The sequence below is a fragment of the Brevundimonas sp. genome, assembly GCF_030656255.1.
Classification (GTDB): Bacteria; Pseudomonadota; Alphaproteobacteria; order Caulobacterales; family Caulobacteraceae; genus Brevundimonas.
Genome location: NZ_JAUSOE010000043.1, coordinates 1 through 14,744 on the forward strand (window position 1 = coordinate 1; position 14,744 = coordinate 14,744).

14 protein-coding genes are annotated in these 14,744 nt (G+C 65.6%); 6 read left to right on the forward strand and 8 right to left on the reverse strand.

Annotated features, from left to right (window positions below):
* Window positions 1–417: OmpA family protein (locus Q7J26_RS04755; protein ID WP_304935356.1), on the forward strand; the 417-nt coding region annotated here is incomplete at its 5' end.
* A 150-nt stretch (window positions 418–567) separates the two neighbouring features.
* On the opposite strand, the gene Q7J26_RS04760 is transcribed toward Q7J26_RS04755, so the two are convergent.
* Entirely contained in the window at window positions 568–735 is a 168-nt protein-coding gene (locus Q7J26_RS04760; protein WP_304935357.1) for a hypothetical protein, read from the reverse strand.
* Between the two features lie 136 nt (window positions 736–871).
* The gene (locus Q7J26_RS04765) at window positions 872–1,546 is read right to left on the reverse strand and encodes an OmpA family protein (protein ID WP_008261238.1); all 675 of its coding nucleotides are present in this window, start codon (window positions 1,544–1,546) and stop codon (window positions 872–874) included.
* A 209-nt stretch (window positions 1,547–1,755) separates the two neighbouring features.
* Between Q7J26_RS04765 and Q7J26_RS04770 the strand changes: the two genes are divergently transcribed.
* Window positions 1,756–2,667: an isopenicillin N synthase family oxygenase gene (locus Q7J26_RS04770; protein ID WP_304935368.1), complete on the forward strand. Its 912-nt coding sequence runs from the start codon at window positions 1,756–1,758 to the stop codon at window positions 2,665–2,667.
* A gap of 3 nt (window positions 2,668–2,670) precedes the next feature.
* Here the strand turns inward: Q7J26_RS04770 and Q7J26_RS04775 are convergent, their stop codons facing one another.
* The 6 genes from Q7J26_RS04775 to Q7J26_RS04800 form a co-directional block, all read right to left on the reverse strand.
* On the reverse strand, window positions 2,671–4,611 hold the full coding sequence (locus tag Q7J26_RS04775; protein ID WP_304935358.1) for a TadE/TadG family type IV pilus assembly protein: 1,941 nt from the start codon (window positions 4,609–4,611) through the stop codon (window positions 2,671–2,673).
* Between the two features lie 102 nt (window positions 4,612–4,713).
* Window positions 4,714–6,618: a M2 family metallopeptidase gene (locus Q7J26_RS04780; RefSeq protein WP_304935359.1), complete on the reverse strand. Its 1,905-nt coding sequence runs from the start codon at window positions 6,616–6,618 to the stop codon at window positions 4,714–4,716.
* A 99-nt stretch (window positions 6,619–6,717) separates the two neighbouring features.
* Window positions 6,718–7,413: a monofunctional biosynthetic peptidoglycan transglycosylase gene (mtgA, locus tag Q7J26_RS04785; protein ID WP_304935360.1), complete on the reverse strand. Its 696-nt coding sequence runs from the start codon at window positions 7,411–7,413 to the stop codon at window positions 6,718–6,720.
* Entirely contained in the window at window positions 7,413–8,378 is a 966-nt protein-coding gene (locus tag Q7J26_RS04790; protein WP_304935361.1) for a WD40 repeat domain-containing protein, read from the reverse strand. The genes mtgA and Q7J26_RS04790 overlap by 1 nt, the downstream gene beginning before the upstream one ends.
* 226 nt (window positions 8,379–8,604) lie before the next feature.
* Complete coding sequence (locus Q7J26_RS04795; protein WP_304935362.1) at window positions 8,605–9,543, reverse strand: pirin family protein; 939 nt, start codon at window positions 9,541–9,543, stop codon at window positions 8,605–8,607.
* Window positions 9,544–9,599: 56 nt separating this feature from the next.
* A complete protein-coding gene (locus Q7J26_RS04800; RefSeq protein ID WP_304935363.1) occupies window positions 9,600–10,088 on the reverse strand; it encodes an Lrp/AsnC family transcriptional regulator in 489 nt (162 codons plus the stop codon).
* A 149-nt stretch (window positions 10,089–10,237) separates the two neighbouring features.
* On the opposite strand from Q7J26_RS04800, the gene Q7J26_RS04805 reads away from it, so the two are divergent.
* The 4 genes from Q7J26_RS04805 to Q7J26_RS04820 all read left to right on the forward strand — a co-directional run.
* Window positions 10,238–11,485 carry a thiamine pyrophosphate-dependent enzyme gene (locus Q7J26_RS04805; RefSeq protein ID WP_304935364.1) on the forward strand — a complete coding sequence of 416 codons (1,248 nt, stop codon included), beginning with the start codon at window positions 10,238–10,240 and terminating at the stop codon, window positions 11,483–11,485.
* A gap of 59 nt (window positions 11,486–11,544) precedes the next feature.
* Complete coding sequence (locus Q7J26_RS04810) at window positions 11,545–12,612, forward strand: alpha-ketoacid dehydrogenase subunit beta (protein ID WP_370651912.1); 1,068 nt, start codon at window positions 11,545–11,547, stop codon at window positions 12,610–12,612.
* 1 nt (window position 12,613) lies between these two features.
* Window positions 12,614–14,284, forward strand: coding sequence for a 2-oxo acid dehydrogenase subunit E2 (locus Q7J26_RS04815; protein ID WP_304935366.1), 1,671 nt, complete (start codon window positions 12,614–12,616; stop codon window positions 14,282–14,284).
* Window positions 14,285–14,458: 174 nt separating this feature from the next.
* Window positions 14,459–14,744: FAD-dependent oxidoreductase (locus Q7J26_RS04820; RefSeq protein ID WP_304935367.1), on the forward strand; the 286-nt coding region annotated here is incomplete at its 3' end.

Genomic DNA, 14,744 nt, shown 5'->3' on the forward strand with positions numbered 1-14,744 from the left:
CCGCCGCCGCCTCCTCCCCCGCCCCCGCCTCCCCCGCCGCCCCCGCCCCCGCCCCCGCCGCCGCCTGCTCCGGCCAAACCGGCTCCGCGTGAGTTCGTGGTCTACTTCGACTGGGATCGTTCGGACCTGACGACGGAAGCCCGTTCGGTCGTGACGCAAGCCGCGACCTACGCCAAGTCCGGCGCCGCGACCCGCGTCCTGATCGTCGGTTACACCGACACCTCGGGCTCGGCCGCCTATAACCTCGGCCTGTCGAACCGTCGTTCGCGCACCGTCGCGGATGCTCTGGTCGCTCAAGGCGTCAACGGCGGCGTCATCGCTCTCGACGGCAAGGGCGAAACCGCCCTGGCCAAGCCGACCGCTGACGGCGTGCGTGAGCCGCTCAACCGTCGCGCGACGATCAACATCAACTTCTAAGCCTGTCACGACGGTCGGCCTGGATCTCCAGGCCGACCAAGACAGACAAGAGGGTTGAAAGACTGAACGCCGTTTCCGACTGGAAACGGCGTTTTTCTTTGCCAGAAAGCCCGCTTCGCCAGCGGAACGGGGCGGGCTTTAAATCTCGGTTCAGTTGGTCGCTGGAATCAGCAATGACGGCGCCGATTCGGCGGTTTGGGATCGGCGCAAGAAGGCTTCGCCGGCGCCGATCACGACTGTTGCGGTCAGAACCGCACACACCACGGCGACAGCTGCAAGCTTGAGCGTTTGTACGAACTCACGACCTTCCGGCGTCACTCAAGTCTCCCATCCCCACACCTCCGCTCAAACATGAGGCGTGTGCCGGCGCAAGTCACGGAACAGTGTCCACCCTATGAAAAAGGGACGGCGCCCAGCGGCGCCGCCCCTCCAATCTCATCTCTATCGAAGCAGATCAGCCTGTGAACGGCCGGATCAGGATCTCGACGCGACGGTTCTGGGCCTTGCCCTCCGGCGTGGCGTTGGAGGCCACCGGATTGCGCGAGCTGTTGCCTGCGACGTAGAGACGCTCGGCGATCACGCCGCGACGAACCAGTTCAGAAGCCACGCTAGCCGCGCGACGCTCGGACAGGGGCTGATTGATGGCGTCTCCGCCGGTCGAGTCGGTGTGGCCGATCACGTCGATGGTGGAGCGGTCATATTCCTGAAGCACCCGCGCCACGTCGTCGAGCACCGGCAGGAAGCGCGGATCGATCGAGGACTGGTTGGTGGCGAAGGTCACGTCCGACGGCATGCGCAGGACCAGATTGTCGCCCTGGCGCGCGACGCCGACGCCGCTGCCTGACAGTTCAGCCTCCATGGCGCGTTGCTGGCGGTCCATGTACTGGCCTACAGCCGCGCCGCCCAAGGCGCCGACACCGGCTCCGATCAGAGCATTCTTGCGGCCTTGCTCGCCGTTTGACGTGTTGGTCAGATAGCCCAGCAGGGCGCCGCCCAATGCGCCTGCGATGGCGCCGGTGCCGGTGTTGTTGCGGGTCGGGGTTGAGCTGTAGGGGTCGGTGGTGGTGCAGGCTGCGGTTCCCAGCAGGGCCGCAATGGAAACGCTGGCGACAATGATCTTGGCGCGCATGGAATAATCCTTCCGAATTTCTGTCTGGCGTAAAAACGCGGGCCTACTGTCAAGGTTCCAAGCTGTACCTCAAGTGAACGGGTTCGCCCACGAACTGACACGACCGCAGAATAGGCGTAAGGGAACCGCCGCACATTTTTCTGAACGAGGACGACGCGCCCGTGAGCTCGAGCCCCACCGAAACCACCCGCGCCATCACACCGGTGTCGATGACGCGATATGACGAGGACTTTCAGGGGTTCAGCGACGCCCTGGGGGCCTCCTTCGTGGAATATGGCTTCGCGGTCGTGGCCGACCACGGACTGGACGACGCCCGGATCGCCGCCGCTCTTGATGACGCCAAGACCTTCTTCGCCCTGCCCGAGGCGGTGAAGCGACAGTATCACCAACCGGGAACAGGGGGCGCGCGGGGCTTGACCCCGTTCGGTGTCGAAGCGGCCAAGGGCGCCGCGTCTGTTGACCTGAAGGAGTTCTGGCATGTCGGGCGCGAGCTGCCGGAGGGGCACCCCTACCGTCGCTTCATGCGCGACAATGTCTGGCCGGCCGAGACGCCCGGCTTCAAAACCAATGTCTATGGCATGTACGAGGATCTGGACGCTCTGGGGCGCAAGATACTGAAGGCCATCGCCCGTTATCTGGGCCTGGGCGACGCCTATTTCGAGGACAAGGTCGAGATGGGCAACAGCGTGCTGCGCCTGTTGCACTATCCGCCCGTGCCGGCCGATGCGCCGGGGGTGCGCGCCGGCGCCCATGAGGACATCAATGTCATCACCCTGCTGCTGGGCGCCGAGGAGGCCGGGCTGCAGCTGAAGGAGAAGGACGGCAGCTGGCTGGACATCGCGCCGCCGCCGGGGGCGCTGGTGGTCAATATCGGCGACATGCTGCAGCGGCTGACCAACCATGTCCTGCCGTCGACGACGCACCGCGTGGTCAATCCGGCGCCGGAACGGCGGGGCTTCGCCCGCTATTCCACGCCCTTCTTCCTGCATTTCAACCCGGATTTCCCCATCGAGACGCTGCCGAGCGCCGTCACGGCCGAGAATCCTGATCGTTATGCGGGCAAGACCATCACCGCCGAGGACTATCTGACTGAACGGTTGCGGGAAATTCGCCTGCTTTGAGGACTATTTCGAAATCCGCAGGCGGGTGATGTCGTGTCCGATATCGCGGAAGGCGTCTGAAAGATCAGTCGAACTTGTCGCTTGGAACGCGCGGCCTGGCGTTGAGGCGCAACGCTGCATCAACTCTCCGGCGGAATCAATGTCGCCTTCTATGTTGTCAGGATCCGGAATATCGAATCCAACTGTGTAGACGATGACGCCTGCCGCCTGCATGTTTTGGCAGAGCTCGAATGCTTGCGCAAAGGACGATCCGTTCGTCGCTGTTTGATTGATGTGGGTGTCGCTTCCACCGCTGCCGTCACCCGCATTCGATGCGATGACGCCCCGGAAATAAGGCGTGTTGAACTCGCCATCAGTCATCAAGACCACGGCCTTCAGGGTGCGGTTGGTGTCGTAGGCCGCCGGGGCGGAGGCGCCCGTCCAGACCCCGAAATTCGGCGAAACCAGGTACCATCCCCAGGCCAGACCAATATGGCCCGCAGTCGATCCGGCGGCGACCAGCTTGTCGATTTGATCCGTCAGCGTCTTCTTGACATTGGTCAATGGAACTATCCCGACAGACGGGCAGGTGTTGCTGGGTGATGCATAATTTCGGCCAACCCGCGCCGAACTCGAGGTCGGCGCCGCATCGCTGTAGGCTGCAGACCCAACCCGTTCACTGACGCAATTGGTTGCTGCATAACGGGTCCATTCGCCTGTGGCGTTGACGAAATCGCGTTGAGTGCATGTGTCGTATCCACAAGCCAGCAATCCCCCTGACGTATAGGCTGCGCCCCCTTTCGCAGCTGTGGAGAGGCCCGAAACCGAGGCGTCTAGAGCCAAGGTCGCTGTCGTGGCGGTGACTTGAGCGACGCGGAAGCCAATGCCGTTCAATTGAGCGAGCCCGCCCATGTTGGATAGATGGGCGGCGTCGCCCTGGTTCGACAGCCCATGCTGAGACGCCGTAATCACGATTGCACAATCCGTACGGGCGCATTTGGCGACATAGGCCTCACCGGAAAAAGCGCTGTAGTTGCGGCTGTTGACGCCGACCAAATCGAATGTGTTCGACTTGACGTTGGCAACTGTCAGGGCGACCCCGTTCAAGGCCGTCATTCTCTCTGAACTCCAGATCACCACCTTATCGCCGTTCGCAAAGCCGTGATTGGAAGAGGTGATGGTGGCGGTTGAAGCACGCGAAACACCGGTAATCGTCTTGACCGAGCCCGTTAGCCAGGTGGCTGCAGTGACGGATCGTGTCGTGGAACTTAAAGGGCCACGCACGGTATCGGCATAAGAACCAAGGTTGACGCCCATTGAATAGGGCGCGAGCGCCACTTTGGAATAATACGGAGACTGATTTGTCTGAACGACAATATCGATGAGTTCCTTGGCGGCCGTTTTCAAAGCGGCAATCTTGCTTACTGCTGGACAGTTCCGTGTGCAGTTGTCCATTGAACCTGTAATGTCGAGCGCCAGCGCAACTTCTACGTCACGAGACGAGCGGTTGACTTCGGAGCGGGTCGAAATCGACAAGGTGTCGTCTAGAAGCTGGCCGTAGGGCGGCAGGACGATGTTGGCGACCAAGGTCTTCACCTGACCCTGGGCCGTGGCGATCACGACGTTGTTGGAGTTCATGGACACGCTGACATCGGCGTCATTGATCGGTTCCACCTCCGTGTCCTGAAGATTGGCATGCAGGGTCGCCAGGGCGACGCTTTTTAGGCCATCGGAAGTCGTTTCTGAGGACCGCGCGGCGGCCAGGGTGGCGGCGTCCAGGGCGTCCTGAAGCTGCGACCGTGCTGTGGTGATCCGATGAAGGTCCACGCCGCCGAGCGTCAGCATGACGATGGCGGGCAGGCTGAGCGCGAAGATGATCGCGACGTTTCCGCGCCGGTCGTGGCGCAGCCGGGCGCCGAGGCTGCGGAGGCGTCGTATCGTCCGATGAATCAGTTGAGAGGCCAAGGTCGTCGCTTCCCCGCCGGGCGCACCTCGCCCGCATGACGACAGAATGCCGTCATGCGGTTAAGGGAAGGCTGAAGCTTCAGGGTTAACAGGCGCGCGTCATCAAGCCTCGGACCAGCCGCAGTCGCGGCCGCGGTTCTGGACGGTCAGCCATTCATTCAGCGGAGCGAAATAGTCGGCCACGGCCGAGGCGTCATTGGTGGTCTCGCCGGTGAAGGCATGCATGGCCTCAGGCCAGGGCTTGGACTGACCCATCTCCAGCATGGCGTTGAAACGGGCGCCGACCGCCTCGTTTCCGTAGACCGAGCAACGGTGCAGGGGCCCGGTCCAACCCGCCTGTTTGCAGGCGGCGCGCTGGAACTGGAACTGGTAGATGTGGGCCAGGAAATAGCGGGTGTAGGGGGTGTTGCCCGGCACGTGATATTTGGCGCCCGGGTCGAAGGCGTTGGTCGGACGCGGCCCCGGCGGAACCAGGCCCTGGTATTTCAACATGTCGGCGGTCCAGGCGGCGTTGTACTGGTCCGGCGTGGTGGCGCCCGAGAAGACGTCCCAGCGCCAGCGGTCGACCATCAGGCCGAAGGGCAGGAAGGCGATCTTGTCGAGCGCCATCTTCAGCAGGAAGGGAATGTCCTCCTCGGCGCCCGGCGTCGTGTTCAGCAGGCCGATCTGGTTCAGATAGGTGGGGGTCAGGGCCGACAGGCCGACGAAGTCGCCGATGGCCTCGTGGAAGCCGTCATTGGCGCCGTTGCGGAACAGCATCGGCTGGTTCTTGTAGGCGCGCTGGTAGTAGTTGTGACCCAGCTCGTGGTGAACGGTGTAGAAGTCCTCGCCATTGACGTTGGTGCACATCTTGATGCGGATGTCGTCGGCGTTGTCGAGGTCCCAGGCCGAGGCGTGGCAGACGACCTCGCGGTCGCGGGGGCGCACGATCTGGCTGCGTTCCCAGAAGGTCTGGGGCAGGGGATCCAGGCCCAGGGAGACGTAGAAGCCCTCGCCCGTCCTGACCATTTTCACGGGGTCGTAGTCGGCGGTCTTCAGCAGTTCGGTCAGGTCGTAGCTGGAGGCGCCGCCGCTGGTCGGGGCCACGACGTCATAGATATTGCCCCACTGCTGCGACCACATATTGCCCAGCAGATCGGCGCGGATCGGGCCGTGATCGGGCTGGACCGCGTCGCCGTATTTGGCGTTGAGCCGTGCGCGGACATAGCAGTGCAGGTTCTCGTAGAAGGGTTTGACCTGGGCCCACAGGCGGTCGGTCTCCTTGGCGAAATCGTCGGCGGGCATGTCATAGCCCGACCGCCACAGGGCGCCGGTGTCGGCGAAGCCCAGTTCGCGCGCACCCTCGTTGGCGATCTCGACCATGCGGGCGTAGTCGTTCTTCATCACCGGCGAGATGGTGCGCCAGCCTTCGTAGAGCGCCTTGGTCTCGTTGGGGTCGCGGCTGTCGGCCAGGATCAGCGAGGCCTCGTCCAGGGTGATCGGCTGACCCTTGAAGTCGAACTTGCCCGTCGAATAGGTCGAGTCCAGCCGGGTGGTGATTTGCGACAGCTCCTCGGCCGCGCCGGGACGGTTGGAGGCGGGCAGGACGATGCCCAGCCGCAAAAGGTTCAGCTTGCGGCGAACGACCGGATCGACCGCGATATCATTGAACTTGGCCGCCTGATTGGCGAACTGGACCTGAAGCTCGGTCGCCTCGGCGTTGACCTTGGATTCCAGCCACATGGTGTCGAAGGTGATGTTGGTGGCGCGGGCCCACTGCACCCGGGCGGCGTATTCGCCGAAGGTCAGCATCTTGGCCTCGGCATCGGCGACGAACTGGGTCGCGCCTTCGACGGTCGTCGGATAGTCGGCGCGCAGGCCGGTGGCTGTGACCGGCGCGGGGGTGAAGGTCTGTTCGCCGCCGTCGACCTGAATCGGCAGGGCCTCGTCCGGGGTCGTGGTGGCGGCGCAGCCGGCGGTGAAGGCGAGGGCGCAGACCGCGACGGCGGTCATCATCTGACGCTTCATATTGGGATCTCCTGAACAGCGGGCGCAGGAGAGGTCAGGCCTGATCCGCCGTCAAGCGACGCCGTTCAACGGACATTTTGTGGGCTATCGGCCTTCGGCCTACTTGAGCCGGACGCAGGGGTTCAGACCGTCGTTGCGGACCGTGCCCATGGCGGCCTGGATGCGAGAGGCGCGTCTGCGGACATAGGGACCCGGTGAGGCGGCCTTGTAGCGGCGCGGGGCGGGCAGGATGGCGGCCAGACGCGCGGCCTCTCGCGGGGTCAGGTCGGCGGCGTCCTTGCCGAACCAGTGCTGGGCGGCGGCCTGGGCGCCATAGACGCCCGGCGCCCATTCGACCACGTTCAGATAGACCTCCATGATCCGGCGCTTGGACCAGACGGTTTCGATCAGGACGGTGTAGCCGGCCTCCAGCCCCTTGCGAATCCAGTCGCGGCCCGGCCAGAGGAAGACATTCTTGGCGGTCTGCTGGCTGATGGTGGAGCCGCCGCGGATGCGGCCGCCCTCGGCGTTATGATCCAGCGCCTTCTGGATCGCCTCCATGTCGAAGCCCTGGTGGCTGCAGAAACGGGCGTCCTCGGCGGCGATGGCGGCGTTGACCAGATTGGGCGAGATGTCGTTCAGCCCGCGCCACTGATAGTCCAGACCCTCGCCGCGCACGGCCTGGCGCAGCATCAATATGGTCGGGGCGGGCGGCAGGACGGCGACGATCAGCACCCCGCCGACCGGCAGCAGGGTCAGAACCGCCAGGGCGATCAGGGCCGCGCGGAACCAACCCTTTTTCCGCCCGCCCGCCATTACAGGATCGCCACGCCGGCGGTCCCGTCCTCGTCGGCCCAGGCGACCTTGTCGGCGGCCGGGCTGAGGGACAGGGCGACGATGGAGGGCCCCTTCTCGGCCTTGACGAAGTTCAGCCCCTGGGCGGCCGGATGGGCGACCCAGACCCGGCCGTCGGTCAGGCCGGCGGCCAGCAGGCCGTGTTCGGTCCGGGCCGAGACCAGATTGACCAGGGTGGTGTCGTCATAGCCGATCTCGCTCGCCTCGCGCCCCATCGGCCCGTTCGAGCCGATGAAGGGCCACAGCACGGCGCCCTGGGCGCCCGAGGTGGCCAGCAACTGGCCGCCCGCGAGGAAGGCCAGCGACCGGACTTTCGACGGATAGCCGCCCATGCGCAGGTTCTTGGCATCCTTCAGCCGCCAGCCGTGCAGCTGACTGTCCTGCATGGTGGTGACCACGAAGGCGCCGTCCGGCGAAAAGGCCACGGCGGTGTGAGACCCGGCCCAGGCCAGTTTGACCGGCTGCTGCTTTTCGATCCGGGCGTACCAGAGCGCTGCGCCGCCGTAGGTCGAGGTCGCGATACGCCGGCCCTTGGGGTCGAAGGCGACGCCGGAGACGGTGCGCTCGTGCTGAAAATCTCGGCGGAAGCCGGCGTCCTTCGGATCGATCACCGACAGGGTGCGGCCCCAGGAGAAGGCGACCAGGCCCGAGGCGGCCGAGGCGTCGATAGAGTCGATCCACTGGTTCTTGGCCGTGGCCAACACCAGGGCGTCCTCGCCGCGGCGGCTCCAGACCACCTGGCCGTCGTCGCCGCCGGTGACGATCCCGTCGCCGGACGGGTGGACGGCGGCGCACAGGACGGCGCCGTCATGAGCCTGGACCTTCGCGCCATCCTCGAACCGGACCGAGCCGTCGCCGAGGGCGAAGACGGCGCCGGTGCTGTCGAACAGGGCGGCGGTGACCTGGGCGTCGAAATCGAAGTTCATGCGGGACGCGTTAGCGGGTTGCGGGGGCGGGGGCAAATGGGCGAGGCGACCACCGACATTCTCCCTCCCCGTTCCGGGGAGGGTCGTCGCGCAGCGACGGGGCGGGGGCGGCCCGGCAGGGCTGCACGTTTTTAAGATAAGACAGGTCTGTGAGGCGTCGCCTTGCCGTTCCCACCCGGTCTCGCCTACGGCTCGACCACCCTCCCCCGCAGGGGGAGGGAGATTCTCAAACCGGGTCGGTGGGCGAAGGCTCGACCGGGGCTGGTGCGGCCTGGGCCTTGGCGGGTTCGTCCGGGAGGGGGATGAACTCCAGATCGTCCTCGCTGGGCAAGGCCATCCGGCCCGCCTTCCAGTCGGCTTTGGCCTGATCGATGCGGGCCTGGCTGGAGGCGACGAAATTCCACCAGATCAGACGCTCGCCGACGGGCTCGCCGCCCATGACCATGACGGTGGACTGGACCAGGGCCTTGATGGTCGGCTCGGCGGTCGGCTCCAGGATAATCATCTGGCCTTCGTGGAAGGTGCGGTCGCCGACCTCGATGGAGCCCTTGGCCACGAACAGGGCGCGTTCACTCATTCCTCCGGCGCCCTTGCCCGGAGGGGGCGCTGTGCGGACGCCGGGCTGAAGCTCCCAGTGCACATAGAACAGGGGTGATGACACCGGCACGCCGGCCTTGGCGCCGTAAGCCTCGCCCGCCACCAGACGCGCGAACAGGCCACCGTTCTCGTAGGCGGGCTGGGCGTCCTCACCCAGGTGATGGAAGGAGGGATCGATCTCCTCGGCCTCGTAGGGCAGGGCGATCCAGGCCTGCATGCCGTGCATCGGCCCGCCCCGGCTCTTCTTCAGCGGATCGGTGCGCTCGGAATGGACGATGCCCTTGCCGGCCGTCATCCAGTTCACCTCGCCGGGACGGATGACCTGATTATAGCCGAGGTTGTCATGGTGCATGATCTCGCCCTCGAACAGATAGGTGAGGGTCGACAGGCCGATGTGCGGATGCGGGCGCACATCGATGGCGTCAGATCCCGGCGCGAACTCTGCCGGCCCCATTTGGTCCAGGAAGATGAAGGGCCCGACCATCCGGCGCGAATGGAAGGGCAGGACGCGGCCGACCTCGAACCCGCCCAGGTCCTTGCGGCGCGCGTCGATCACCAGTTCGATCATGTTCGGCATCCCCTCGGCGGACCAAGGCCCTCAGTGGAAAGGCCCGCCGAACGGTCTTATCCGACGTGAGGGGTCACTATGCCAAGAGGCAGGGCGGTCACATTCTTCACGCCGCGCGTGACGATATGGCTCTCGCAGTCGGAGACGATGCCCAGGGCCAGCAGTTTCTCGCGCAGGAATTTGTCGAAGGCGTGCATGTCCGAGGTGATGATGCGCAGCACATAATCCTCGCGGCCGGTGATGGTGGCGCACTGGACCACTTCCGGCCATTTGGCGACGGCCGCTTCGAAGATGTCGAGATTCTCGGCCGACGGCAGCATCAGTTTGACGATGGCGTAGACCTCGAAGTCCAGGCCCAGCAACTTAGCGTTCAGCAGGGTGACCCGCTTGGTGATCAGGCCGGAATCCTCCTGCCGCTTGATCCGGCGCCAGCAGGGCGAGGCCGACAGGCCGACGCGATCCGCGACTTCCGCGACCGACAGACCGGCGTCTTGTTGCAGGATATCCAGGATCCGAGCGTCGATGGGATCGAGTTCGTCCGCCAATGCGTTTCTCCGATTGTTATTATGGCGAAATAAAATACCCTAAATCGGGATTTCGCAAGGTCAAATTGAGCGAGCGCCTGCTTAGGCGCCGTGTTATCAAACGTCCAGAGGAAACTCGGACGGACCCCCGAACGGACATGGACGCCCGCATGAACGACAAAATGAGCCAAAAGAACAGCCGGCCGCTGTCGCTTCGCGTGCCTGAGCCCGCGGGCCGGCCGGGCGACGCGCCGGACTTCAGTCATCTGTTGATGGACGTCCCCGGCGCCGTCGAACGGCCCGAGGTGGGGACGACGCCTTACGAGATGCGCGACCTTGCGTTCCGGCTGATCCGGGTGCTGGACGATGAAGGTCAGGCCGTCGGTCCGTGGAACCCGCGTCTGGATCCGGAGACCCTGCGTCGCGGCCTGAAGGCCATGATCCTGACCCGCGCCTTCGACGACCGGATGCACCGCGCCCACCGCCAGGGCAAGACCAGCTTCTATATGAAGTGCACCGGCGAAGAGGCCATCGCGGTCGCCCAGGGCATGCTGCTGTCGCGCGAGGACATGGGCTTTCCGACCTATCGCCAGCAGGGTCTGCTGATCGCCCGCGGCTATCCGCTGGTCGAGATGATGAACCAGATCTATTCGAACGCCGCGGACCCGATCAAAGGCCGTCAGCTGCCGATCATGTATTCGGCCAAGGACTATGGGTTCTTCACCATCAGCGGCAACCTGGGCACCCAGGTGCCCCAGGCGGTCGGCTGGGCCATGGCCAGCGCCTACAAGGGCGACGACAAGATCGCCATCAGCTGGATCGGCGACGGCGCCACGGCCGAAGGCGACTTCCACAACGCCCTGACCTTCGCCTCCGTCTATCGCGCCCCGGTCATCCTGAACATCGTCAACAACCAGTGGGCCATCAGCTCTTTCCAAGGGATCGCCGGCGGGCTGGAGACGACCTTCGCCTCCAAGGCCATCGGCTATGGCCTGCCGGCCCTGCGGGTGGACGGCAACGACTTCCTGGCGGTGTGGGCGGCGACCCAGTGGGCCGAGGAACGCGCCCGCTCGAACCAGGGCGCGACGGTGATCGAACTGTTCACCTATCGCGGCGCCCCGCACTCGACCTCGGATGACCCCAGCCGCTATCGCCCCGGCGACGAGCACGAGAAATGGCCGCTGGGCGACCCGCTGGAACGGCTGCGCCAGCACCTGACCGTGATCGGCGAGTGGGACGACGAGCGCCACGCCACGGCCCTGCGCGAGGCGGTCGAACAGGTCCGCGCCGCCGGCAAGGAATCCGAAGCCATCGGCACCCTGGGCCAGTCGCGCCCCAGCGTGAAGACGATGTTCGAAGAGGTCTATGCGACCGAAGACTGGCGGCTGATCGAACAGCGCCGCGAGGTGGGGGTCTGACCATGGCTGAGCAAACCACCTTCACCGACGCCGATCGCAACGACGGCGTCGAGCCGGACATGGTCGACCAGAACGCCGCCCCCGCCTCAGAGGCGACGGGTTCCGGCGTTGTTCCGATGAACATGATCCAGGCCCTGAACTCGGCCATCGACGTCAAGATGAGCGAGGACGCCAACGTCCTGTCGTTCGGCGAGGACGCCGGCTATTTTGGCGGCGTCTTCCGCGTCACCGACAAGCTGCAGCAGAAGCACGGCCTGACCCGCAGTTTCGACGCCCCGATCAGCGAATGCGGCATCGTCGCCGCCGCCATCGGCATGGGCGCCTATGGTCTGCGCCCGGTGGTCGAGATCCAGTTCGCCGACTACATCTACCCGGCCTATGACCAGATCGTCTCGGAAGCGGCCAAGATGCGCTATCGCTCGGGCGGCCAGTTCACCAGCCCCATCGTGGTGCGTTCGCCCTATGGCGGCGGCATCTTCGGCGGCCAGACGCACAGTCAATCGCCGGAAAGCCTGTTCACCCATATCGCCGGGCTGAAGGTCGTCATTCCGTCCAACCCCTATGACGCCAAGGGCCTGTTGATCGCCGCCATCGAGGACGATGATCCGGTCGTCTTCTTCGAACCGAAACGCCTGTACAACGGCCCGTTCGACGGCTGGCACGAGAAGCCGGTCTCGCCGTGGAAGGCGCAGGGCCTGGCCCAGGTTCCGACCGGAAAATATGTCGAGCCGATCGGCAAGGCGCGCGTGATGCGCGAGGGGAACGACGTCACCATCCTGGTCTATGGCACCATGGTCTGGGTGGCCCTGGCCGGCGCCGAACACGCGGGCGTGGACGCCGAGGTCATCGACCTGCGCACCCTGGTCCCGCTGGACATCGAGACCATCGAGGCCAGCGTGAAGAAGACCGGCCGCTGTGTCATCGTGCACGAGGCGCCCAAGACCTCGGGCTTCGGCGGCGAACTGTCGGCCCTGGTTCAGGAGCGCTGCTTCTATCATCTGGAGGCGCCCATCGCGCGCGTCACCGGCTGGGACACGCCCTATCCCCATGCTTTCGAATGGGAATATTTCCCCGGGCCGCAACGGGTCGCAGACGCCTTGAAGAGCGTCATGACGGGAGGTCGATAAGATGGGTCGTTTCGTCTTCAAACTGCCCGACGTGGGCGAAGGCACGGCCGAGGCCGAACTGGTCGGCTGGCACGTCAAGGTCGGTGATGTCGTCGCCGAGGACCAGATCGTCGCCGACGTCATGACCGATAAGGCCACCGTCGAGATCACCGCCCCGGTGTCCGGCAAGGTGATCGCCCTTCACGGCGAGCCCGGCGCCATGGTGCCCGTGCGCGGACCCCTGGTGGAGTTCGAGGTCGAGGGTGACGGGAATGCGGAGGATTCGCCCGCATCCGCACCGGTGGTCGCCAAGCCGGATCCGGCGCCTGCTGAAGCGCCGAAAGCCGAAAAGCCCAAGGCGGAAGCGGTCGCTCCGTCACCTGCCGGCAACTATGTCTTCAAACTGCCCGACGTGGGCGAAGGCACGGCCGAGGCTGAGCTGGTCGGCTGGCACGTCAAGGTCGGGGATGCGGTCGAGGAAGACCAGATCATCGCCGACATCATGACCGACAAGGCGACGGTGGAGATCACCTCGCCGGTCGCCGGTGTCGTCGTCGCCCTGTATGGCGAGACGGGGCAGCAGGTTCCGGTCGGCGGGCCTCTGGTGGCGTTCGATGTGGCGGGCGCTGGCAATGTTCAGACCCCCGTTCAGGCCCCCTCCGTCGCCTCCGGCGACACCTCCCCCAAGGGGGAAGGATCAGCGCCGACGCCCGCTCCGAAATCTCCCCCTCCTGGGGGGAGCGCCCGCGCAGCGGGGGAGGGGGGCAAGTCCGTCGCTCCCCCCGCCCTGACCGGTCGCACTGCCGGCGAACGCCCGTCCGCATCGCCCGCCGTGCGCAACCGCGCGCGCGACCTGGGCGTGGACCTGACCTTCGTGCCCGGCTCCGGCCCGGCCGGACGGATCACCCACGAAGACCTGGACGGCTTCATCGCGCGCGGCGGCCAGGTTCCGGCCACGACGCCTTCCGGCGGCGGCTCGACCTATGCCCGCGCTGAAGGAGCCACCGAGGTCCGCATCATCGGCCTGCGTCGCAAGATTGCGGAGAAGATGGCCGACAGCGTACGCCGCATTCCCCACATCACCTATGTGGAGGAGATCGACGTCACGGCGCTGGAGGAGCTGCGCGCCCACCTGAACGCGACCAAGGCGAAGGATCAGCCCAAGCTGAACCTGCTGCCCTTCCTCGCCCGCGCCATCGTGGTCGCCCTGCGCGACCAGCCCCAGATCAACGCCCACTATGACGACGAGGCCGGCGTCCTGACCCAGCACGCCCCGGTCCATCTCGGCATCGCGGCCCAGACGCCGAACGGCCTGATGGTGCCGGTGGTTCGTCACGCCGAGGCGCGCGATCCTTATGACACGGCGCTGGAGATCGCCCGCGTCTCGGGCGCGGCCAAGGACGGTTCGGCCAAGCGCGAGGAGCTGTCCGGCTCGACCATCACCATCACCTCGCTGGGAACCCTGGGCGGGGTGGTCCACACCCCGATCATCAACCACCCCGAGGTCGCCATCGTCGGTCCCAACAAGATCGCCGAACGGGTCGTGGTCCGCGACGGCCAGATGGTGGTGCGCAAGATGATGAACCTGTCGTCCAGCTTCGATCACCGCATCGTCGACGGGCATGACGCGGCGGTGTTCGTGCAGCGGATCAAGGGACTGCTGGAGCAGCCCGCGACCTTGTGGATGGGGTGAGTTTTCGTCCTTCTCCCCTGGGGAGAAGGTGGCTCGCGTAGCGAGACGGATGAGGGACCGCCGGTGGGCCAGCTCGCACCACCCCGCCCCTCACCCTTTCGCGCCAGAACGACGGCACGCCGTCGTGCGCTCAAGCCCTCTCCCGCCGGGAGAGGGAGGGATATGACGGAACGAATGATGCAAGTCCTCAAGACCAAAGTCCTGATCATCGGCGCGGGCACCGGCGGCTATGTCGCCGGCATCCGCTGCGGCCAGCTGGGCCTCGACACTGTGCTGGTGGACGGCGGCGACGGGCTGGGCGGGACCTGCCTGAACGTCGGCTGTATTCCGTCCAAGGCCATCATCCATGCGGCGGGCAAGTTCGAGACCGTGGCCAAGGCGGCCGGCGGCGGGACGCTGGGCTTCACGGCGGCCCAGCCGGCCATCGACCGGAAGCAGACGGTCGAGTGGAAGGACGGGA

Excerpts from the sequence above, each read along its gene's own strand:
- Q7J26_RS04765 (WP_008261238.1), bottom strand. The coding sequence starts at position 1,546 with ATGCGCGCCAAGATCATTGTCGCCAGCGTTTCCATTGCGGCCCTGCTG.
- Q7J26_RS04770 (WP_304935368.1), top strand. The coding sequence starts at position 1,756 with ATGACGCGATATGACGAGGACTTTCAGGGGTTCAGCGACGCCCTGGGG.
- Q7J26_RS04780 (WP_304935359.1), bottom strand. The coding sequence starts at position 6,618 with ATGAAGCGTCAGATGATGACCGCCGTCGCGGTCTGCGCCCTCGCCTTC.
- mtgA (WP_304935360.1), bottom strand. The coding sequence starts at position 7,413 with ATGGCGGGCGGGCGGAAAAAGGGTTGGTTCCGCGCGGCCCTGATCGCC.
- Q7J26_RS04790 (WP_304935361.1), bottom strand. The coding sequence starts at position 8,378 with ATGAACTTCGATTTCGACGCCCAGGTCACCGCCGCCCTGTTCGACAGC.
- Q7J26_RS04795 (WP_304935362.1), bottom strand. The coding sequence starts at position 9,543 with ATGATCGAACTGGTGATCGACGCGCGCCGCAAGGACCTGGGCGGGTTC.
- Q7J26_RS04805 (WP_304935364.1), top strand. The coding sequence starts at position 10,238 with ATGAACGACAAAATGAGCCAAAAGAACAGCCGGCCGCTGTCGCTTCGC.
- Q7J26_RS04810 (WP_370651912.1), top strand. The coding sequence starts at position 11,545 with ATGGTCGACCAGAACGCCGCCCCCGCCTCAGAGGCGACGGGTTCCGGC.
- Q7J26_RS04815 (WP_304935366.1), top strand. The coding sequence starts at position 12,614 with ATGGGTCGTTTCGTCTTCAAACTGCCCGACGTGGGCGAAGGCACGGCC.